Origin of the sequence: Sphingomonas sp. CFBP 13603 (assembly GCF_014892665.1) — a bacterium.
Classification (GTDB): Bacteria; Pseudomonadota; Alphaproteobacteria; order Sphingomonadales; family Sphingomonadaceae; genus Sphingomonas.
The window spans coordinates 438,778-460,427 of the sequence record NZ_JADBIA010000003.1 but is presented as its reverse complement, the minus strand read 5'-3'; the positions used below and the strand labels follow the sequence as shown (position 1 = coordinate 460,427).

General features: G+C 66.8%; 21 protein-coding genes. 17 read left to right on the top strand and 4 right to left on the bottom strand.

Annotated features, from left to right (window positions below; all coding sequences use genetic code 11):
- Positions 1-33: 33 nt before the first annotated feature.
- The 6 genes from IFR23_RS07650 (at position 34) to IFR23_RS07625 (ending at position 6,256) form a co-directional block, all read left to right on the top strand.
- Positions 34-858: a glycosyltransferase family 2 protein gene (locus IFR23_RS07650; protein WP_192975338.1), complete on the top strand. Its 825-nt coding sequence runs from the start codon at positions 34-36 to the stop codon at positions 856-858.
- 25 nt (positions 859-883) lie between these two features.
- The gene (locus tag IFR23_RS07645; RefSeq protein ID WP_192975337.1) at positions 884-1,879 is read left to right on the top strand and encodes a hypothetical protein; all 996 of its coding nucleotides are present in this window, start codon (positions 884-886) and stop codon (positions 1,877-1,879) included.
- An 83-nt stretch (positions 1,880-1,962) separates the two neighbouring features.
- Positions 1,963-2,877 (top strand): sulfite exporter TauE/SafE family protein, encoded by a 915-nt coding sequence (locus tag IFR23_RS07640; RefSeq protein ID WP_107963395.1) that lies wholly within the window; start codon positions 1,963-1,965, stop codon positions 2,875-2,877.
- Positions 2,878-2,887: 10 nt separating this feature from the next.
- Positions 2,888-3,646: a TIGR02186 family protein gene (locus tag IFR23_RS07635; RefSeq protein WP_244647326.1), complete on the top strand. Its 759-nt coding sequence runs from the start codon at positions 2,888-2,890 to the stop codon at positions 3,644-3,646.
- A 195-nt stretch (positions 3,647-3,841) separates the two neighbouring features.
- A complete protein-coding gene (locus tag IFR23_RS07630) occupies positions 3,842-5,494 on the top strand; it encodes an ATP-binding protein (RefSeq protein ID WP_446740892.1) in 1,653 nt (550 codons plus the stop codon).
- Positions 5,495-5,578: 84 nt separating this feature from the next.
- Positions 5,579-6,256: a hypothetical protein gene (locus IFR23_RS07625; protein WP_192975335.1), complete on the top strand. Its 678-nt coding sequence runs from the start codon at positions 5,579-5,581 to the stop codon at positions 6,254-6,256.
- 27 nt (positions 6,257-6,283) lie between these two features.
- On the opposite strand, the gene IFR23_RS07620 is transcribed toward IFR23_RS07625, so the two are convergent.
- On the bottom strand, positions 6,284-7,795 hold the full coding sequence (locus IFR23_RS07620) for a peptidoglycan DD-metalloendopeptidase family protein (protein WP_192975334.1): 1,512 nt from the start codon (positions 7,793-7,795) through the stop codon (positions 6,284-6,286).
- A gap of 198 nt (positions 7,796-7,993) precedes the next feature.
- On the opposite strand from IFR23_RS07620, the gene IFR23_RS07615 reads away from it, so the two are divergent.
- The 9 genes from IFR23_RS07615 (at position 7,994) to IFR23_RS07575 (ending at position 15,587) form a co-directional block, all read left to right on the top strand.
- On the top strand, positions 7,994-10,486 hold the full coding sequence (locus tag IFR23_RS07615) for a helicase-related protein (RefSeq protein ID WP_192975333.1): 2,493 nt from the start codon (positions 7,994-7,996) through the stop codon (positions 10,484-10,486).
- 7 nt (positions 10,487-10,493) lie between these two features.
- The gene (locus IFR23_RS07610) at positions 10,494-10,787 is read left to right on the top strand and encodes an RNA-binding S4 domain-containing protein (RefSeq protein ID WP_192975332.1); all 294 of its coding nucleotides are present in this window, start codon (positions 10,494-10,496) and stop codon (positions 10,785-10,787) included.
- 252 nt (positions 10,788-11,039) lie between these two features.
- On the top strand, positions 11,040-11,381 hold the full coding sequence (fdxA, locus tag IFR23_RS07605) for a ferredoxin FdxA (RefSeq protein ID WP_031393648.1): 342 nt from the start codon (positions 11,040-11,042) through the stop codon (positions 11,379-11,381).
- 202 nt (positions 11,382-11,583) lie between these two features.
- Complete coding sequence (locus IFR23_RS07600) at positions 11,584-12,117, top strand: CarD family transcriptional regulator (protein ID WP_056053923.1); 534 nt, start codon at positions 11,584-11,586, stop codon at positions 12,115-12,117.
- Between the two features lie 372 nt (positions 12,118-12,489).
- Positions 12,490-12,801 (top strand): hypothetical protein, encoded by a 312-nt coding sequence (locus IFR23_RS07595; protein WP_192238355.1) that lies wholly within the window; start codon positions 12,490-12,492, stop codon positions 12,799-12,801.
- A 102-nt stretch (positions 12,802-12,903) separates the two neighbouring features.
- Positions 12,904-13,626: a hypothetical protein gene (locus tag IFR23_RS07590; RefSeq protein WP_192975403.1), complete on the top strand. Its 723-nt coding sequence runs from the start codon at positions 12,904-12,906 to the stop codon at positions 13,624-13,626.
- A gap of 37 nt (positions 13,627-13,663) precedes the next feature.
- Positions 13,664-13,990 carry a Rap1a/Tai family immunity protein gene (locus IFR23_RS07585; protein ID WP_244655522.1) on the top strand — a complete coding sequence of 109 codons (327 nt, stop codon included), beginning with the start codon at positions 13,664-13,666 and terminating at the stop codon, positions 13,988-13,990.
- Between the two features lie 91 nt (positions 13,991-14,081).
- A complete protein-coding gene (locus IFR23_RS07580; RefSeq protein WP_192975330.1) occupies positions 14,082-14,813 on the top strand; it encodes a head GIN domain-containing protein in 732 nt (243 codons plus the stop codon).
- 18 nt (positions 14,814-14,831) lie between these two features.
- A complete protein-coding gene (locus IFR23_RS07575) occupies positions 14,832-15,587 on the top strand; it encodes a GIN domain-containing protein (protein WP_192975329.1) in 756 nt (251 codons plus the stop codon).
- A gap of 77 nt (positions 15,588-15,664) precedes the next feature.
- On the opposite strand, the gene IFR23_RS07570 is transcribed toward IFR23_RS07575, so the two are convergent.
- Together IFR23_RS07570 and mgtE are read right to left on the bottom strand one after the other, a co-directional pair.
- Entirely contained in the window at positions 15,665-16,069 is a 405-nt protein-coding gene (locus tag IFR23_RS07570) for a DUF1489 family protein (protein WP_056053914.1), read from the bottom strand.
- A 31-nt stretch (positions 16,070-16,100) separates the two neighbouring features.
- Complete coding sequence (mgtE, locus tag IFR23_RS07565; RefSeq protein ID WP_107963406.1) at positions 16,101-17,510, bottom strand: magnesium transporter; 1,410 nt, start codon at positions 17,508-17,510, stop codon at positions 16,101-16,103.
- 108 nt (positions 17,511-17,618) lie between these two features.
- Between mgtE and IFR23_RS07560 the strand changes: the two genes are divergently transcribed.
- The gene (locus IFR23_RS07560; protein WP_093398276.1) at positions 17,619-18,077 is read left to right on the top strand and encodes a peptidylprolyl isomerase; all 459 of its coding nucleotides are present in this window, start codon (positions 17,619-17,621) and stop codon (positions 18,075-18,077) included.
- Between the two features lie 120 nt (positions 18,078-18,197).
- Here IFR23_RS07560 and IFR23_RS07555 read toward each other — a convergent pair whose 3' ends face one another.
- Positions 18,198-19,082 (bottom strand): LysR substrate-binding domain-containing protein, encoded by an 885-nt coding sequence (locus tag IFR23_RS07555; protein ID WP_192975328.1) that lies wholly within the window; start codon positions 19,080-19,082, stop codon positions 18,198-18,200.
- 265 nt (positions 19,083-19,347) lie between these two features.
- On the opposite strand from IFR23_RS07555, the gene IFR23_RS07550 reads away from it, so the two are divergent.
- Positions 19,348-21,621, top strand: coding sequence for a CDC48 family AAA ATPase (locus tag IFR23_RS07550; protein ID WP_192975327.1), 2,274 nt, complete (start codon positions 19,348-19,350; stop codon positions 21,619-21,621).
- Positions 21,622-21,650 lie beyond the last annotated feature (29 nt).

Genomic DNA, 21,650 nt, shown 5'->3' with positions numbered 1-21,650 from the left:
TGCCCAAACCGGACATTCCGCAGTTGAGGTAGCTTGGTCGTTCACAAGAGCAGCTACCAATTTGCGGAGTCGCATGCAAAACAGATCATCGTCCGGACCGCGCTCGGCGCGGGAATGCCGCTCGCCGGTACCGGATGCGCGATCGCGCCCGACGTGCTGGCGATGATCGCCCAGGCGCGCGGCGGAGACCCGTTCGATGCCTCCAGCCTGACCGAGGATTACGAGCTTGGCCTGCGCCTCGCCGAACTCGGCGCGCGGGGGATCTTTGCGCGGGTCGCGGCGGACGATGCGGGCACCGTCGTCGCGGTCCGCGCCTATTTCCCCGGTACGATGAAAGAGTCCATTCGCCAGAAGACCCGGTGGATGACGGGTATCGCTCTCGCCGGCTGGGATCGCACCGGCTGGGGGCGGCCGCGCGCGTTTGCCGATCACTGGATGCGGATGCGCGACCGGCGCGCACCACTGGCGGTCGTGATCCTCGCGGTCGCCTATATCGCCATTCCGGCGTGGGGCGGATCGCTGCTGCTCCACTGGGTCTTCGGCGAAACATCCACCTATGCGAATCCTGTCTATCCGGCGGCATCATGGTCGGTCGCGTTCTGGCTGCTGGTCGCCAACGCGGCGCTGCTGGCGTGGCGACTCGCGATCCGCATGCTTTTCACCGGCCGCAGTTACGGGTTGCGCGAAGCGATGTGGTCACTCCCGCGGTTTCTGGTCGGCAACCTCGTCTCGCTGGTCGCCGCGCCGCGCGCCGTGATCCTATACATCGGCATGCTGCGCGGTGCCGCGCCGGTGTGGGACAAGACGCGCCACGATTTTCCGGACATGCCGTGCGCTCAGTCGGCGGTTTCCTCATGAGAGCCTCCGAGGCCGTCCGAAACGGATGACCGGTGGGCGCCCGCTGCGGTTCCTCGGATTGGCGCTAGGCGGTTGGGTGCTGATCCGTGTCGCGCTGCTGCTGCCCGAGATCGGTTCGATCCCGCCATTGGACGTGGTTCCCCGCTTGATAAAGGTTCTCGTGCCCGACGTCGCGGCCGCGGTTTTTCGCAGCGTGCCGGAACCGGTCCGCTCGACGCAGGCGGTCGAGATCGCAGGGTCGCCAACGCCGATCGCCGTGGGAAGGGTATCGTTTCCCCGAGCCGTCGAACCGCCGCTGCAAGACGCCAATGTGGTTCGGCTCTCACCACCGGACGTCGAGCATCGACCCGCTCCGATCCCGTCGCCTAGCGCGCCGCCTGCCGCCGCCCGCGGCTCGCCCCGATTGAATGGCAGCACTTGGTTGCTCGTCCGCGGCGGCCCTGCCGGCACAGTCTCAGGCGGGCAGCTCGGCGCCTCGCAGGGTGGCGTCCGACTGACCTATGCGCTCGGCACCCGACGTCGGTTCGCGCTGGCAGCACGCCTTGCCGCACCCCTCAAGGGTGTCGGGCGCGAGGCGGCGCTCGGCATCGAATGGCAACCGACCCGCCTACCGGTCCGGTTGGTGGCCGAGCAGCGCTTCGTCCTCGACGGCGGACGCGGCGGCCCCACTATCGGGGCGATCGCCGGCTATGGCCCGTCCGACATAGCCCCCGGCATCCGCCTCGAAGCGTACGGCCAGGCCGGTGCGATCGCGCGCGATGGCGTCGAAGCGTTCGTCGATGCCTCGGCACGTCTCACGCATCCGCTCGGCAAGCTCGGAGGTGCACGCGCCGATATCGGTCTCGGTGCCTGGGGCAGTGCCCAGCGCGGCGCCAAGCGCTTCGATATCGGCCCGACGATCTTCGCCACCGTTCCGGTCGCCGGCAGGACGATCCGCCTCGCGCTCGACTGGCGCGAACGGATCGCCGGCACCGCGCGGCCAGGCTCGGGCCCGGCGTTCTCGATCGGCAGCGATTTCTGACACGCGCCGCACGACCAAACCGATGCAGATCCATGTTTGTCCAGCCTAGCCCCGCGCGCGCAATCCGGTGTAACGCTGAGGGCGTGGATCTGTATCTCCCCGTCGCCAACCTGTCGGTCAACGCGCTCGTCATCATCCTGCTCGGCGGAGGCGTCGGGCTGTTGTCGGGGATGTTCGGGGTCGGTGGCGGCTTCCTGACGACGCCTTTGCTGATCGTCTACGGGATCCCGCCGACCGTCGCCGCCGCATCGTCCGCGAGCCAGGTGACCGGCGCGAGCGTGTCAGGCGTCTTCGCGCATTTCCGCCGCAAGGGCGTCGATACGAAAATGGGCGGCGTGCTCGTCGCGGGCGGTGTCGTCGGGTCGTTCTTCGGGGCGTGGCTGTTCCGGCTGCTCCAGCAGAGCGGGCAGATCGATACGGTGATCGCGATCGTCTACGTCGTCATGCTCGGTTCGATCGGCAGCATGATGGCGAGCGAATCGGTTGGCACGATCCGCCGCGCGCGCACCGGCCGGCCGCCCAAAGCCCGCAAGCGCCGCCACCACCCGCTCGTCGCCGCGCTTCCCCTGCGTACGCGTTTCTACGCCTCGGGCCTGTATATCTCGCCGCTCGCGCCGCTGCTGCTCGGCTTCTTCACCGGCATATTGACGATCCTGCTCGGCATCGGCGGCGGCTTCATCCTCGTGCCGGCGATGATCTACCTGCTCGGCATGGCGACGTCGGTGGTGGTCGGCACGTCGTTGTTCCAGACGCTGTTCGTCACCGCGGTCGCGACGATGGTCCATGCCACCACGACCAAGGCGGTGGACATCGTCCTTGCGGGGCTGCTGCTGCTCGGTTCGGTCGTCGGCGCACAGGTCGGTGCGCGGTTCGCGACCAAGTTCCGCCCGGAATATCTGCGGCTCGCGCTTGCCGTCATGGTGCTGCTGATCGGCGTGCGGATCCTGCTCGGTCTCGTCTGGCGCCCCGAGGAGATCTTCTCGGTCACGTTGTCGTGAGGGCAGGGGCATGAAGCCTTGGCCATTCCTGCTGCTCGCGCCGCTGCTGATGGCGCAGGCCAAGCCCGTGCTCGTGCCCGACGTCTCGCAACGCAATATCGAGATCGCGTACAGCTTCACCGGTGCCGAACTGCTCCTGTTCGGCGCGATCCTCTACCCCGGCGGTCGCTTGCCGAGCGACGAGCATCCGACCGAAATCGTCGTGGTAGTGAAGGGGCCGACGCAATCGATCCTGATGCGCGAGAAGGAGAAGGTCGCTGGGATCTGGGTCAACGCCTCGCGCCTGCGGTATCGGTCCGCGCCCAGCTTCTACGCGATCGCCTCGTCCAAGCCGATCGACCGTCTGGTCGACGATCGCACGCGGGCGATCTACGAACTTGGGCTCGACAGCCTGCAACTGTCCCCGGCCTCCAGCGCGCCGGTCGATACGCAGGATCGCTTCCAGAAGGGGCTGGTCGATCTGAAGCGTCGTGCCGGGCTGTATTACGAGGCTCCCGGCGCGGTGGAGATCACCGACGGCGTCCTCTACCGCGCCCGCGTCTCGATCCCCGCCCGCGTGCCCGTCGGCCGCTTTACCGCGGAGACGTTCCTCATCCGCGACGGTCGCGTGCTGGCGGCGGCGGTGCGCGATATCGACATCCGCAAATCGGGCTTCGAGCGGTTCGTCGCGCGCGCTGCGGATCGTTCGTCGGTGATGTACGGGCTGGTCGCGGTCGCGCTGTCCGTATTCCTGGGCTGGGCCGCGGGTTGGATCGCGCGCAGACTGTAGCGATCGTTAGACGCAGGATAGCTACCGTCGAAGTATCGTACCAGGATCGTCCGGCTCGGATCGTCGACATGGTCGTCACCGGATATTTACGCCTTGGATGCCACAGTCGCTGTAATGACTGGAGATCTTGCCGGAATGAGCGACTTGTCGGGCCATGATGCGTTCCTGCGGGCAGTACCGTTAACCGGCGGACCGATGGCCGCGCCGGGGATGTCGCCTGCTGCATCGGCTGCCCCTGCTGCATCTTGCTGCCCCGCCACACCGATCGGCGTCGTCTTCGCAATCGCCGGCTCCAGCAGTCGCGTACTGCTCGATCGCGCCGCGCTCGGTGCGGCGTCGGTCGATACCGATCCCGTGGTCGCGGCGGCGGGGCAGGTCGGCAGTCAGGTGAAGATGCGCGTCGGTGCGACGTGGCTGGTCGCCAACATCCGTTCGCTGAAGCTCGAGGACACCGCCGGCACTTGCATCTCCGCCGAGATCGATTTTCTCGGTGAGGGCGACGAGGAGCAACTGACCGGCAGGCTCTACAAGTTTCGCCGCGGCGTGACGCGGTATCCGATGCCGGGTTGCGAGGTGTTTCCGATCACCACCGCCGACCTGCAGCAGGTCTATGCGGCACAGGACCGCGCCAATATCGAGGTCGGCATGGTCTATCCGACCACCGATATCCGCGCCGCGCTGTATGTCGACGCGATGCTCGGCAAGCATTTCGCGCTCGTCGGATCGACCGGCACGGGCAAGTCGACCAGTGCCGCGCTGATCCTCCACCGGATCTGCGAGCTCGCGCCGCAGGGGCATATCGTGATGATCGATCCGCACGGCGAATATGCCGCTGCGTTCAGGTCGAACGGCGCGATCTACGACGTCTCGAATTTGCAGATGCCGTATTGGCTGATGAATTTCGAGGAGCATTGCGAGGTGTTCCTCACCAGTAGCGGCTCCGCGCGGCAGTTCGACGCGGACATCCTCGCCAAATGCCTGCTCGCCGCGAAGGCCAAGAGCCGCCTCGGGCAGGAGATCGCCAAGCTCACCGTCGATGCGCCGATCCCGTATCTGCTGAGCGACCTGACGACGATCATCAGCGCCGAGATGGGCAAGATGGACCGGGCCGGGGACACCGCGCCCTATCTGCGGCTCAAGGCGAAGATCGACGAGATCAAGGCCGACCCGCGCTATGGCTTCATGTTTTCGGGCATGCTCGTCGCCGACACGATGGCGAGCTTCCTCGCGCGGATCTTCCGCTTGCCCGGTGACGGCAAGCCGATCTCGATCATCGACGTGTCGGGCGTGCCGTCGGATATCACCTCGGTGGTGGTCGCGGTGCTCGCGCGGATGACGTTCGACTTCGCGATCTGGTCGCGCAACGAACCACAGCGCCCGATCCTGCTCGTTTGCGAGGAGGCGCATCGCTACATCCCGGCGGGGGCTGAGACGAGCAGTTCGGTCGGCCGGATCCTTGGCCGGATCGCCAAGGAAGGCCGCAAATACGGCGTGTCGCTCGGGCTCATCACGCAGCGCCCGTCCGATCTTGCGGAAGGCGTACTGTCGCAGTGCGGCACGATCATCGCGATGCGCCTCAACAACGACCGCGACCAGGCGTTCGTCCGTGCCGCGATGCCGGAGGGCGCGCGGGGGTTTCTCGATTCGATCCCCGCGCTGCGCAACCGCGAATGCATCATCTGCGGCGAAGGCGTGACGATCCCGATCCGCGTTTCGTTCGACGGGCTCGAGGAGTCGAAGCGTCCGGCGTCCGGCGACCCGCTATTCTCCGAACTGTGGCGCGACGTCGGCGGCGAGGACCAGATCATCGGCCGCACGATCCAGCGCTGGCGGGCACAGGGGAAATAGAGCGCCCGGCGATGCTCGCAACCTGCCGGGTTCAAGGCTAGAATGCTGCGAGTTGGCGCTCGTATCGCCGTATTCGGAGGGTTCATGATCGACCGCGCGATTGTCCTCACGCTTCCCATGATGCTCGCTGGGCCATCGGTGGCCGCTTCCGCCGCTCATCGATGGCCCGGCAATATCGCGGGCAGGGCGGAGAGTCTCGCTGCCCTCCAGTCGCTGGAGATCGACCTGCTCACGCGAGACAGCGCGACGTTGGCGCTGGACGACTGGTGCGCGCGCCACCGGATGGCTGCGCCGGGAACCAGGATCGTCGCGGATCGCGATACCGCGGCGGTCAAGGCACCGACGGCGGACCAGCGGCGGCGGCTCGGCGTCACCGATCAGGAGCCGATCCGCTATCGAAGGGTGCGGCTGCGATGCGGCACCCATGTGCTGTCCGAGGCCGACAACTGGTATGTTCCGTCGAGATTGACCGCGGCGATGAATGCCGCGCTCGATACGAGCAATACCGCCTTCGGACGCGTGGTGCAGCCGCTCGGGTTTCGACGCCAGACGCTGTCGGCGCGGCTCTTGTGGTCGCCGTTGCCGGACGGCTGGGATAGCGGGAGGCCGATCCCCGCCGGACCGCCGATGCTGCAAATTCCCGACCATGTGATCGAGAACCGGGCGCTTCTCGTCACGGCGGCGGGAACGCCGTTCAGCGAAGTCGTCGAGACCTATACCGGCGCCGTGCTCGATTTTCCGCCGCCATCGGCGCACGACTAGGTCCGACGGTCCAGGACCGCGCGTTCGCTACCCGCCGACGCGGACTGCCAGCAACTGCGCCACCTTCGCCTTGAACGCGCGGAGTTTCTCGCCGGACAGCGCGGCCACGCTCGCGAACGACACCGAGCGCGGGTTGATCGCCGCGCCATTCTTCCACACTTCCCAGTGGAGATGCGGGCCGGTCGACATGCCCGTTGAGCCGACATAGCCGATCACCTGGCCGGCGCGCACCCGCGTGCCCGAGCCCACCGCGATCCGGCTCATATGGCCGTAGCCGCTCGCCAGCCCGCCGCCGTGCACGAGCTTGACGAAATTGCCGTAGCCGCCGGTCCGGCCGGCGAACGCGACCACGCCGTCGGTCATCGCGTGGATCGGCGAGCCGTAGGGCGCACCGATATCGAGGCCCTTGTGCATTCGCGTGAAGCCCAGCAGCGGGTGCATGCGCAGCCCGAAGCTCGATGTGATCCGACCCACGACCGGCATGCCCGACACGGCGCGCCGCTCGGTCTGTCCGTTCGCGTCGAACCAGCCGCCGCGGCTCGACTCTTCGTCGGCGTCGACGTTTGCCGCGTCGGGCGCGAACCGCACGAGTTGCACCTTGCGGCGCCCCTGGTCGATGCCGGCAAAGAGGAGATCGCCGATCCGCGTCTCGCCGGTCGCGGCACGCTCGCGCTCGACGATGACATCGAAGCTGTCCGCCGCCGTCACGTCGCGGCGGAGCGAGAGTCGGGTCGAGATCGCCTTGATGAAGGACTCGACCGCCTTTGCGGGGACGCCGGCGGCGCGCGTGGAGCGGTACAGGCTGGAGCCGACCAAGCCCTGGATCCGCAGCGGCGTCGAGTCGACCGCGATCGGCCTGCGGTTCACGGTCAGCCCGCCCGCACCGCGCGTCAGCGACAGCGCGAGATCGAAGCGTGCGCGGACATCGAGCTGTTCCAATGGCCGCGCGACCGTGCGGTCCGGCCGGCGTCCGAGGGTGAGTGCGATCCGCGTGCCGGCCGGGATGGCCTTGGGGTCGACCGACTGCGCGACCAGCGCCGCGGCGGCCTCGGCATCGTTCCGGCCGACGCCGGCACGCATCAGCGCCCGGTCGAACGCATCGCCCTGGCCCAGCGTCGCGGACAGTTCGAGCGTCGGGCGTTCGGGCACGTCCGCGAGCGGCGCGACGAGATCGTTCGCCGCCATCCGCCGCCCGGTGGTCGCGCCCTGGGCGAGCGGCGCGATGCCCTGCGCACGCGTCTCCTCCCACTCGGCTCCGGCAAGCGGCGATGGCACCGCACCGACCAGTGGCCTGAAATTCGGTGCGAGCGCCCAGGTCGCTGCGCACAAGGCGGTGCACGTCGCAAGCCCACGCCACCAGTCGAGGCTGCCGATGCGGTGGCCGAGATCGGGCACCCAGTCGATCCGCGCGGCATGATCGCGCAGAACGTCGACGGGAGAGGGCGCGCGAGCAGCGGCAGGCGGCGAAAGCGCGCGGCCGAATGCCGGGCTCGCCGTGCCGCCGGCCAGTTCGAAGCCTTGATCGTTACGAAGATACACGCAGGCCCGCCCCGATGTTGCCGTTCCCCCGGCGCTCAAGGCGTCGTTGTGGTCGATACATGCTAAAGTCAAATTAACCGATGTGTACGCACGACCAAGTTTGCGGCGAGATGGGGCTGCACGGGGGCAGGACGTAATCTGCAAGGAAACTCTGCGCAGGTCATTGCGCACGCAGACTTTACCCCCGATGTTGCTGGAATGAACGACGGCGCGAACGACGGGATCACGGCGGTTCTCGGCCCGACCAACACCGGCAAGACGCACCTCGCGATCGAGCGGATGTGCGCGCATTCAAGCGGCATGATCGGCTTTCCTCTGCGATTGCTGGCGCGCGAGGTTTATGACCGCGTGGTGTCGATCAAGGGCGCGAACCGGGTCGCGCTAGTCACCGGCGAAGAGAAGATCGTGCCGCCCGATGCGCGCTGGTTCCTGTGCACCGCCGAATCGATGCCCGACCGCGACGTCGCTTTCGTCGGGTTGGACGAAGCGCAGCTAGGCGCCGACCCGGAGCGTGGGCACGTGTTTACCGATCGCCTGATGCGCGCGCGCGGGCGAGAGGAGACGATGATCCTAGGCTCCGAAGCGCTGCGGCCGATGGTCAAGAAGCTCGTCCCCAGTGCGGAGATCGTCAACCGGCCGCGCTTCTCGACGCTGACCTATGCGGGCGCGAAGAAGATCAGCCGTTTGCCCAAGCGATCGGCGATCGTCGCGTTCTCGGCAGAGGAGGTCTACGCGGTCGCCGAGATGCTGCGGCGTCTGCGCGGTGGTGCGGCCGTCGTCATGGGCGCGCTCTCCCCCCGCACGCGCAACGCGCAGGTCGCGATGTTCCAGGCGGGCGAGGTCGATTACCTTGTCGCGACCGACGCGATCGGCATGGGGCTCAACATGGACGTCGCGCACGTCGCGTTCGCTAGCCTCAACAAGTTCGACGGCAAGCGGCAGCGTCGCCTCACAGTGGCGGAGATGGCGCAGATCGCGGGGCGGGCGGGGCGGCACCAGCGCGACGGCACGTTCGGCGCGTTGTCCGACGATGGTCCCGGCGCGTTCCTTCCGGAGGAAGTGCTGGCGATCGAGGAACACCGGTTTCCGCGACTCGAGAACCTCTATTGGCGGCAGGGCGAGCCCGATTTCACAAGCATCGATGCGCTGGTCGCGAGCCTGGAAGCGCGACCGCCCGCTGGCGTTTTGCGCGCTGCGCCGCAAGCTCTCGATCTGGGGGTATTGAAGCGGCTGGCGGAGGAAGGCTGGGTCCGCGAACGCGCACGGCACCCTGCGATGGTCGCGCGCCTGTGGGCGGCTTGTGGCGTGCCTGATTTCCGCAAAGTCGGCCTCGATCCGCATGCGCGTTTCGTATCGCGGCTGTTCGGGCATCTGAGCGAAGGCCGCGGGCATATCCCGCACCAGTGGTTCGCGGACGAGATCGCGCGGCTCGATACGGTGGCGGGTGACGTGCCGGTGATCGCCGGGCGGATCGCGGCGACGCGGATCTGGGCGTATATCGCACAGCGCGCCGACTGGCTGGCCGAGCCGACGCTCTGGGCGGCGCGGACCGCCGCGCTGGAGGAACGCCTGTCGGATGCGCTCCACGCCAGCCTGACGCAGCGGTTCGTCGACAAGCGCACGACTGCGCTGATGCGTCAGATTGGTGCGGATGCGGGCGCGCTGCCGGTGGTGATCGGGCCCGAGGGCGAGGTGATGGTCGAGGATCATCCGATCGGTCGCCTCGACGGGTTCCGGTTCACGGTGGCGGCGGATGCGCGGGCCAGCGACAAGCGGTTGCTGCTCGCGGCGGCGGAAAGGCGGCTCACCGGCGAGCGGTCGCGGCGCGGGCAGTCGCTGGTCGATGCGCCCGACGCCGATATCGCGCTCGACGATGCGGCGCAGGTCATCTGGGCAGGGCATCCGGTCGCCAAGCTGGGCGCTGGGCCTTCGTTCGCGCGGCCGAAGCTGGTCCTCGATCGGTCGCTCGACTGCCTCGACAAGCGCGCGCGCGATCGGATCGAGGCGCGGCTGTCGCTGTGGCTTGCGGGTATGCTGAAGCGGCGGATCGCCGTGCTGGTCCACCTCGCCGAATTAAGCCGTGATCCGAATGCCACGCCGGCGTTGCGTGCCGTCGCGAGTGCGATCGAGGAGGCCGGCGGGATCCTGCCGCGGTTGCCGATGCGGCTGGCGCTCGACGCGATCGATCCCGAGGAGCGCAAGCGGTTGCGCAAGATCGGGATTACAGTCGGCGCGCTCGACCTGTTCGACGCGCGGTTGCTCAAGCCCGAGTCGGCGCGCTGGCGGCGTATCTTGGCGGCTGCTCGCGGCGTAACGATAACCGCCCCGCGCGAAGGCGCGACCGTGCTGGCGCGTGGCAGCGAGGGTGCGGTCCTGGAGGCCGGCTTCCGTCCGCTTGGGCTTCAGGCGGTCCGGATCGACCTGATCGAGCGCATCGCGCGTGCCGCACACGACTCGCGGCGGGGGCGCACGCCGTTCGCGCCCGATCCTGCGCTGGCCACCTCGATCGGCGTTGACCAAGCGTCGCTGGAGCGATTGATGGCCGAACTCGGGTTCAAGGCGCTGGCGGGGGACGCGCCGCGCTGGGTCTGGCGCGGTCGTCCCCCTGCACGGGCCGTCGCGCCTGCTCCGATCGATCCGTCGCGGCAGAACGCGTTTGCCGGGCTTGCCGCACTGGTCCGCCATGGTTGAAGGCGCGATGCGGATCGATCGGTTCCTGTGGTTCGTGCGGCTCGCGAAAACGCGCAGCGCCGCGCAGACGATCGCCGAGAAGGGGCATCTGCGCATCGACGGACGGCCGATCGATCGTGCGCATTGTCCCGTGCGGATCGGCAACGTGCTGACGTTTGCGGTGGAGGACCGGGTGCGGGTGATCCGGGTTGAGGCGTTGCCGGTCAGGCGAGGGCCGGCGCCTGAGGCTCAAGGCTGCTACCAGGATTTGATCGCTGGGCGGACGCCTGCCGGCACGGTGCGCGATCCTGCTTCGGAATAAATTCGATCCTCCCCCGCAAGGGGGAGGTGGCGCCGAAGGTGACGGAGGGGGAGGATACGCAACCGAGGTTTTCCCTTTCCTCCCCCTCCGTCTGGCAAGTGCCAGCCACCTCCCCCTGGCGGGGGAGGATACGAGAGCGACAAAGCCTGATAACGTCTCGCAGAAGGCTTGCTATGATTGACGCGACCGACCTGCGCGCATAGTCGCAACCCCGTTCGTCGCCGGAAAGGAATCCGGCCCAGGAGTTCTGCAATGACCTACGTCGTCACCGATGCCTGCATCCGCTGCAAGTACATGGACTGCGTGGAAGTGTGCCCGGTCGACTGCTTCTACGAGGGCGAGAACATGCTGGTGATCAATCCCAGCGAGTGCATCGACTGCGGCGTGTGCGAGCCCGAATGCCCCGCCGAGGCGATCCTGCCCGACACGGAAAGTGGCCTCGAGCAGTGGCTCGAGCTGAACACGACCTTCTCGGCGCAATGGCCCAACGTCACGCGCAACGACAACCAGACGCCGCCGGACGCCGACGCGATGAAGGGCGTCGAGGGCAAGTTCGACAAGTATTTCTCGCCTGAGCCCGGCGCAGGCGACTGATAAGAGGCGGCGAATCCCGAAAACGGCAAGCCGCCTGCCACGTTCGGCTGGTAATTTTGTTGCAAAGCTGCTAGACGGGTCCGCGACGGGCGCGATGATTCACGTCATCCGCTTGACGTACAGACCTATCCCTCCCCCGATGCAGCAGCGACGAGTCCTTCGTCGAGGCGTCGCGGTGAGGCCTGATCCGGAAAGGCCCCAAATGGCTGCCAAGGCACTGTCCTTCGATGTCGGTGATTTCGTCGTTTATCCCAAGCACGGGGTCGGCCGTGTGATCGAGCTCCAGCGCTCGGAAATCGCCGGCATGACACTGGAACTCTACGTCCTCCGGTTCGAGAAGGAGCGCATGACGCTCCGCGTTCCGACCAACAAGGCCGAAAGCGTTGGCATGCGCAAGCTGTCGTCCGACAAGACGATGCGCGAGGCGATGGATACGCTCAAGGGCAAGCCCAAGGTCAAGCGCACCATGTGGTCGCGCCGCGCGCAGGAATATGAAGCGAAGATCAACTCGGGCGACCTCGTGTCGATCGCCGAAGTGGTCCGCGATCTGTTCCGTGCCGACGACCAGCCCGAGCAGAGCTATTCCGAGCGCCAGATCTTCGAAGGCGCGACCAGCCGCCTCGCCCGCGAACTGGCGGCGATGGAAGAGCTCGACGAGCCCAAGGCGCAGGAGAAGATCCTCGACATCCTCCGCGCCGCGGCCGCGATCTACAACAAGGACAAGGTGCCGGCGTAACCGCCTGGTTCCTTGATGCGACGAAGGGGCGGTCCTGCGGGGCCGCCCTTTTTCGTTTGGGGATCGGCCAATCACCTCCTCATTGCGCGGGAAGATTGCAGGGCGATCCGAGGACATCTCACCTGCCGTCCCGACCTTTGCCGGGTGCGCGCAAGTATAGTGCGAGGTAATACTGGCTTGTGGCGCTTTCCTGAACGTAACCTTGCTACAGGGAAAGAAAATGATCGGCAGGATCGTTACGCCCGAAATCCAGTCGTAGATGCCGGCGCGAACTACTCTCGCCGCACGGAGCGAACGTCTCGCCGGATATCGATTGTTATTCGGCCGGCTCTCCGCTGACTGACGCCATCCATGTTTGGAAAGGTTAAGTCTATGCGTACGAATCTCCCGAAATACCCGACGGTTGCCCTGATCCTTATCGCCGGTATCGGCCTCAGCGGCTGCGCCACGAAGGGCTTCGTCCGCGAGCAGATCGCCGTGGTCAACACGCGCATCGATGGCCTCGACGGTCAGTTGCGCACGGTCGAGGGTACGTCCGGCCAGGCACTCGCCCAGGCTCAGGCCGCTGCCGGCCAGTCGCAGCAGAACGGCCAGCGCATCGATCAGCTGACCGGCCGCGTCGACGGTATCGACCAGCAGGTCCAGCAGCAGGCGAAGCAGCGCCAGCGCAAGCCGCGCGGCTAAACCGATCTTCGCACGCGCTTGCATCGACGGACGGCCCTGTTGGACACGCCCATCTTGATCCCGGGCTTTAGGTCCACGGGGCTGTTCCGTCGCGTTCGCCGCATGGCGGCGGTCGCCGGGTTGACGCTGGCGCTGGTTGCACCTGCGTCGGCGGCTCCCACGAAAATCGTGCCGGGTGCGGCCAAGGCGCGCAAGGCCAAGGCTCCAGCGCGTTCGCGGACCAAGGCCAAGGCCGTGGTGGTGGCGCCGTTGGTGCTCCCCCCGCAGTCCGAACCGGCGAGCCGCATGCTCGCGTGGATCACGGCCGAACACGACAATAAGGGCCTGCCCTATGTGGTGATCGACAAGCAGGCCGCGTCGCTGCTGCTGTTCAGCGCGAAGGGCGAGTTTCTCGGCCAGACGCCCGTGCTGCTCGGTGTCGGCATCGGCGATGACTCGTCGCCAGGGGTCGGCGCAAAGAACCTTGCCGATATCGGTCCCGCCGAGCGGACCACGCCCGCCGGTCGGTTCGTCAGCAAATTTGGGCGCGCCTTTGGTCGCCAGCGCGTCATCTGGGTGGATTACGCCAATTCGGTCGCGCTGCATGCGGTGATCACCACGCACAAGAACGAGCACCGCGTCGAGCGGCTGCTGTCTCCGACGCCCGACGACAATCGTATCAGCTTCGGCTGCATCAACGTCGGCACCAAATTCTACACCGGCAAGCTCAGCCCGCAGTTCCACAAGAAGGGCGGGGTGGTCTATATTCTGCCCGACACCAAATCGCTCGACGACGTATTCCCGCGCGTGCGCCTGCTGCCCTATGTAAGCGCTGCGACCGGCTGAAGCCGGCCTGTGCGAAGGGACTATGATGATCTTGCTGATGCTTGCCACTCTCGCTGCGGCCGATCGAACGCCGGATCGACCAGTGGTGGTGAGTTCGCTCACGACCCAGCAGCTCCTGGAATTCTGCGAAGGCAAGGATAGCGATCCTTCCGCCAATTTCTGCACCGGCTACATTCTCGGCGAGTTCGACGCGCTGTCGCTGTCGGGCGATATCTGCCCGCTCCCGGCCCGCGCCTCGAACGTCAAGGTGGCCGCAGCCGTCCGAAAATATCTGCACGCGCGTGCCAGGAAGACGGGGACCGGCGCGCCGTCTTTCGTCGTGCGCGATGCGCTGCGCGACGCCTACCCGTGCAAGCGCGGCTAACAGGTCTGGCCCCGACGAGCGGCCTCGCATGAATTAGCCTTGCGGCGTTCCGCATCAGGTGTATTGTTCGCGCAACACACAGGAGGATGCGATGAACTTTCTTGCGCTCGGACTGATCATTCCTCTCGCGGCCTGCTCGTTCAGCTGGAACAGTGACGACGAGGGTTCGGCCGCAGCGGCCTCCGGCTCGGGGACGACCCGGACATATCAGGTTGCCGGTTTCAACGGCATCGACCTGCGCGGTTCGGACGACGTCGATGTCCGCGTCGGCACCGGCTTCTCGATTCGCGCGGAAGGGCCGAGCGAGCAGCTCGACCGGCTGCGGATCGATCGCGACGGCGACACGCTCAACATCGGGCGCAAGACCGGGACGAGCTTCGGCTGGAACAAGGGCGCCAAGGTCAAGGTGTTCGTCACGTTGCCACGGCTGACCGAGGCCAACGTCTCGGGATCGGGCAACATGGCGATCGATCGTATCGAGGGCGGCGGGTTCGCGGGCGGGATCGCAGGCTCCGGCAACCTCTACGTCGGCGCGATCCAGGTCGACGATGCGAAATTCTCGATCGCTGGCTCCGGCACCGCGCGGGCGGCCGGTTCCGCACGTGATCTAAAGGTCGAGATCGCCGGTTCGGGCGACCTCGACGGCACGAAGCTGCGCGCGCAGTCGGCGAAGATCGAGATGGCGGGGTCGGGCAGCGTCCGTGCGGTCGTCAACGGGTCGGCCACGGTCGACATGATGGGATCGGGCGATGTCGATCTCGGCCCGAACGCGCGCTGCACGACCTCGAAGATGGGCTCGGGGCGCGTCCGCTGCGGCAACTGATCCGCCACGCCATCCGGCTTGCGTGACGACACGGAAGCGACGACGATCGCGAGCATGAGATTCCTGCTCGCACCGTTGCTGCTCCTGTCGTCGCCCGTACTCGCGCAGGCGCCCGTTGCCGGCCGGACCGTCTCGGTCGGCAGCTTCGACCGGGTCCGCGTCGAAGGGCCGTTCGAGGTCCGCGTCACGATCGGCTCGCCGCGCGCGACGATCACGGGATCGCGCAGCGACGACGGCGTCACGGTCCGCGTCGATGGCACCACGCTCTCCGTTCGCAAGGGCGCCGGCGGCTGGGGCGAGCAACCGCGCGGCGGTGGCACGAGCGGTCCGATCGTCGTCACGCTCTCGACCCCCGGGCTCACGTCCGCGAGCGTCGCGGCGGGAGGACGGCTGACGATCGCGAAGATGCGCGGGATGCGCGTCGACGTGACGGTCAGCGGCAACGGGAGCCTGGCCTTGGGCGCGGCCGACACCGATCAGTTGAACGCGACGGTCATCGGCACCGGCCAGATGACGCTTGCAGGCCGCGCGGCTAGGGCGCGACTGGTAACGAGTGGCCCAGGGGCGATCGATGCGTCGGGGTTAGCGGTCAACGACCTGACCGTGCACCTCGATGGGGTAGGGGAGACCAAGGCCGCGGCGCGCTACACCGCGCAGGTCACGAATGCGGGCCTGGGAAGCGTGACGGTGACCGGACCTGCAAAATGCCGTGTCGATTCGGCGGCGGGCGGTCCGGTAGTGTGCGGGAAGCCGGGCGGAAGCGGGGAACCGTAAGGGTATTCAAGTCGGGCGAAGCCGGTCCGAGATACCCGCCCCGCGAGTGCTCCGGGAAGCGGGCTCGGACACTCATGTTAGATCAGCGCCAACTCCGCCAGCTTCGTCATCAACGCCGGCGGCATCACGTCCAAGCCGGTCGCATCGCCCCCCAGATCGAGCGGGGCGTCCGCGCCTTCCAGATACCGCCAGCCCTGATGCGCGCGCTTGGGCCGGGCCTGCACGAGGACCAGCTTCGGATCGATGTGGATCGCAACGCGCCCCTCTTCCGCCTCACCGAACCCGAGGATCGGCGAGCGGGCGATCAGCTGGTGCTTGAGGATCCAGAACATCGAGCCCTGACCCGCGACCTCCTCATGCCGCTTCGGCAGATAGCGCGTGGTAAGGAACACCGGCCCCTCTTCGCCACGCAGCCGGAGCCGCTCCGCCAGATGATCGACGCTTTCCGCGCCGAACGCGACTTTGGTGAGGTGGAGCGGCATGGCGTTGGAAATGGGCCTTAAAACTCGGCGGTCAACCGTGCAGGCCCCACAATGCCGCCAGCCCGAGGAACGAGAAGAACCCCATCGTGTCGGTCATCGTCGTCACGAACACGGCGGACGACACCGCGGGATCGATCCGGAACTTGTCGAGCGTCACCGGTACCAGCACGCCGGCCAGCCCAGCGGTCAGATTATTGGTCAGCATCGCCGCCGCGATTACGATCGAGAGATCGGTATTGCGGAAGATCACGTACGTCCCGAGCCCGATCAGCGCGCCCAGCATCACGCCGTTCGCCGCCGCGATGCGGAACTCGCGGCCGATCATCCGCCGCGTATTCGAACTCGTCAGCTGGTTGGTCGCGAGCGCGCGCACCACCACCGCGAGCGTCTGCGTGCCGGCGTTGCCGCCCATCCCCGAGACGATCGGCATCAGCACCGCGAGCAGCGCGAAGCTCGCAATCGTCCCCTGGAACAGCCCGACGACCGACGATGCGACCATAGCCGTGCCAAGATTGACCACCAGCCACGTGAACCGCGTCCGCACCGTCAGCCGGATCGGCTCGTTGATATCGCCGTCGCCGGCGCCTGCAAGGCGCAGCGTATCCTCGCCCGCCTCCTCGGAGATGATGTGGACGATGTCGTCGACCGTGATCATCCCGACCAGCCGGCCACCATGATCGACCACCGCCGCCGAAATCAGCGCGTATTTCTGGAAGCGGAGCGCGACTTCCTCCTGGTCCATGTCGACCGGGATCAGCGTCTGCTCGCGCTTCATCACATCGGCGATCGCGATCCCGCGCGGCGTGCGCAGCATCCAGGAGAGCTGGCACGTGCCGATCGGCTTGTGCGCGGGATCGACGACGAATATCTCCCAGAAATCGGTCGTCAGCTCTTCATGACCGCGCAGGTAATCGATCGCGTCGCCGACGGTCCAATGCTCGGGCACCGCGATCAGCTCGCGCTGCATCAGGCGGCCGGCGGATTCCTCGGCGTAGCTCAGCGCCTCCTCGATCGCGGCGCGATCATCGGGATCGAGCGCGCGCAGCACCGCGCGCTGCTCGTCCTCGTCCATGTCCTCGATGATCGCGACGGCATCGTCGGTATCGAGTTCGGACGCGAGATCGGCGACCTGATGCGGCTCGAGCGCGTCGATCAGGTCCTCGCGGACGTAATCGTTCATCTCGGCGAAGACGTCGCCGCCGAGCAGGTCGGTGACCGCGCGCGCCAGCGCCGCGCGATCTTCCTGCGGGGTCAGCTCGAACAGATCGGCGATGTCGGCCGGGTGCAACGGCTCGACGAGGGCGCGCGCGCCCTCGTCGTCGCCGTCCTCGACCGCATCCAGCACGGCCCGTACGAATTCGGGACGCAGATGGTCGTCGCGATCGAGCTGGTTTTCGGGCTGGGTGTCGGTTTCGACCTCGGGAAGCTCGAGTTCGCTCATGGCTGCCTCCCTTAAAAGATGCGCGGTTGGGCCCTAACGCGACGCGCGTGCATTTGCCAGTCGGAGTGCGGCTCCCTATCTGCCGCGCATCAATTCAGGAGAACATGAATGGCTGACACCCCCGAAACGCTCACGCTGACCCTCGATGGCGGCGACGTCACGATCAAGTTCCGCCCCGATCTGGCCCCCAAGCATGTCGAGCGGATTGCCGAGCTGGCGAACGAAGGCTTTTACGATGGCGTCCCCTTCCACCGCGTGATCCCGGGCTTCATGGCGCAGGGCGGTGACGGCGGTCGCGGCGACGGCACCGGCGGGTCGAGCAAGCCCAACCTCAAGGCGGAATTCTCGGCCGAACCGCACGTCCGCGGCGTGTGCTCGATGGCGCGCACCAACCAGCCCGACACGGCGAACTCGCAGTTCTTCATCGTGTTCGACGACGCGCGCTTCCTCGACAAGCAGTACACCGTCTGGGGCGAAGTCACCGACGGCATGGACCTGATCGACGCGCTGCCGAAGGGCGAGCCCCCGCGTTCGCCGGGCAAGATCGTCAAGGCACGCGCTGCTTAAGCTGAATTCCCCTCCCCCTCGCGGGAGGGGCTAGGGGAGGGCGCGACGTACGTACCGGCGTCCGGTTAGTGAGGCACGCCCCTCCCCCGACCCCTCCCGCAAGCGGGAGGGGAGCAGCGGTCAGACCTCCGCCACCGTCCGTATCAGCCAATCGTGAAACAGCTTCACCGGCTTGGTCTGCAACGCCCGCGGGCGGCACACGAACCAGTAGCTGTACGGGCTCTCGACCTCGATATCGAACAGCTGAACGAGACGCGGATCGTTCGCATCCTCGAAGTGGCTCGCATGCATGAACGCGACGCCAAGCCCTTGCGCGGCCGCCTCCAGCATCAAAGCCCCCGAATCGAAATGATCGATCGCGAGCGGCTCGATATCGTCGAGCCCCGCCGCCGTCCGCCATGCCGTGAACGTATCCGTCATGTCGCGGTGTACCAGCGCCGTCAGCGTCGAGAGCTGTTCAGGCCGCGTGACAGGGTCCGCGCGCTCCAGCAGGCTCCGCGCACCGATCACATATACCGAGTTCCGATCGAGCCGCCGCGCGTAGAACGCCGGATCGATCTCCCGCGACAGGGCGATCACCGCGTCGAGCCCATCGCCCAGCCGCGACACCAGATGCGCCGCGGTATCGATGTCGAGATGCAGTTCGGGATGTGACGTGCGCAACTCGCCCAGCTTGGGAAACAGCTTCTGCGACGCATAGAGCGGCAGGATTCCGAGACGCAACCGCAGCACTTCGGTCGTGCTGGTCAGCGATTCTACCGCGTCCGACAGCGAATCGAGCACCGGTGCGATCTGCGCAAGCAGCCGTTCGCCGTCCGCATTCAGCACCATCGCCTGATGCCGCCGCGCAAACAGCGGCTTGGCGATGAAGCGCTCGAGGCTCTGCACGCGCCGGCTGAGCGCAGGTGCGGACAGAGCCAGGTCCTCAGCGGCGGCCTTGATCGACCCCAGCCGCGCAACCTGCACGAACGCCTCGATAGCCCCCAATGGCGGCAGCCTGCGCATGATTCCTCTTTCGACTCGACAAGTGTGACAATGAACGCTGGACGCATTCATGCATGCGATTGCAGTTAGCGCAATCGTAGCTGATCCCTTCGCACTTGCAACACGAACCGTCTCGCCGCAAAAAGACCTCGCCTTTCAGGCATCCTCTCCTAAAAACTTTCATGGGCTGGCCTTCATTGGCCGGCCCTTTTTTTGTGTTTTCAACCCCTGACAAGGCTGGAACCGGCCCCCTATCTCGGACGCTACGAGATCGAATGGAGTCGATATGGCCGATAGCGAAATCCCCACGCGGAAAATTCAGGTCGCCAACGCGCGTCCCGAAGACAGCGGCCGCGGCCTGGCGCACCTGCCGCGCGCGCTGATGGCGACGCTCGGCATCGGCGAAGGCGACGTGATCGAAATCCTCGGCAAGCAGAACACGCCCGCGCGCGCCGTCGGTCCGTATCCGGAAGACGAAGGTCTCGATATCCTCCGCATCGATGGCCTTCAGCGTGCCAATGCCGGCGTCGGTTCGGGCGATTTCGTCGAAGTGCGCAAAGCCGAGTCGAAACCGGCAACCCGCGTCGTGTTCGCGCCGGCGCAGCAGAACCTCCGCCTCCAGGGTTCGACCAACGCACTCAAGCGCACGTTCCTCGGGCGGCCGATCTGCCAGGGCGATATCGTTGCGACCGCGGGGCACCAGCGCGTCGGCAACATGCCACCCAACGTCCAGCAGTTCATGAACGCGCCGGCGTATGCATTGCAGGAGATCCGACTCGCGGTGATCGCCGCCAGCCCCAAGGGTGTGGTGCACATCGACGAAAATACCGAGATCGAACTGCGCTCCGAATACGAGGAGCCGCAGGCCGCACGGCGCGCCGACGTTACTTACGACGATATCGGCGGCATGGCGCAGACGATCGACCAGCTGCGCGAGATGGTCGAACTGCCGCTCCGCTATCCAGAACTGTTCCAGCGGCTTGGCGTCGATCCACCCAAGGGCGTGTTGCTGCACGGCCCTCCCGGCACCGGCAAGACGCGCCTCGCACGTGCCGTCGCGAATGAATCCGACGCACAGTTCTTCCTGATCAATGGTCCGGAGATCATGGGCTCGGCGTACGGTGAGTCTGAATCGCGCCTCCGCGAAGTGTTCGAGGAAGCGGCGAAGGCAGCGCCGTCGATCGTGTTCATCGACGAGATCGATTCGATCGCGCCGAAGCGTGGCCAGGTGTCGGGCGAGGCGGAGAAGCGTCTCGTCGCGCAGTTGCTGACGTTGATGGACGGTCTCGAGTCACGTGCGAACCTCGTCGTGATCGCCGCCACCAACCGTCCCGAGGCGATCGATGAAGCGCTCCGTCGTCCGGGCCGGTTCGATCGTGAGATCGTAGTCGGCGTGCCGGACGAGCGCGGTCGTCGCGAGATCCTCGGCATCCATACGCGCGGCATGCCGCTAGGCGACCGCGTTGATCTCGATGAGCTGTCGCGCACCACCTACGGCTTCGTCGGCGCCGATCTCGCCGCGCTGACCCGCGAGGCGGCGATCGAGGCGGTCCGGCGGATCATGCCCAAGCTCAACCTCGAGGAGCGGACGATCCCGCCCGAAGTGCTCGACGAATTGTCGGTCACGCGCGAGGATTTCCTCGGGGCGCTCAAGCGCGTCCAGCCCTCGGCCATGCGCGAAGTGATGGTGCAGGCGCCGACCGTGCGCTGGGTCGATGTCGGCGGTCTCGACGACGCGCAGATGCGGCTGAAGGAGGGTGTCGAACTCCCGCTCAAGAACCCCGACGCGTTCCGCCGCCTCGGTATCCGACCGGCCAAGGGCTTCCTGCTCTACGGCCCCCCCGGCACCGGCAAGACGCTGCTCGCCAAGGCCGTCGCGCGCGAGGCGGAGGCGAACTTCATCGCCACCAAATCGTCCGACCTGCTGAGCAAATGGTATGGCGAAAGCGAACAGCAGATCGCCCGCCTGTTCCAGCGCGCACGCCAGGTCGCGCCGTGCGTGATCTTCATCGACGAACTCGATTCGCTGGTGCCGGCGCGCGGGTCTGGCGCAGGCGAACCACAGGTGACCGAACGCGTCGTCAACACGATCCTCGCCGAAATGGACGGGCTGGAGGAACTGCAGTCGGTCGTCGTGATCGGCGCGACCAACCGCCCCAACCTGATTGACCCGGCGTTGCTGCGCCCCGGCCGGTTCGACGAGCTCGTCTATGTTGGGGTGCCGGACAAGGCAGGCCGCCGCCGCATCCTCGGTATCCAGACCGAGAAGATGCCGCTGGCGTCCGACGTCGACCTCGACCGCCTCGCCGACCGCACCGACCGTTTCTCGGGTGCAGACCTGGAAGATGTCGTCCGCCGCGCCGGTCTGGTGGCCTTGCGTCGCTCGATCGATTCGACCGACGTGACGATGGCCGACTTCGAAGGTGCCCTGAAGGAGTCGCGCGCTAGCGTCACCCCGGAGACGGAACGCGAATACGAACAGATGGCCGCCCGCCTGAAGCAGGACGCAACGGCAATCCAGCCCCTGGGCTTCGCGTTCCCCAACAAGGCGGACGATTGACCCTCGCTTCCCACCCGGTTCCCGCCGGG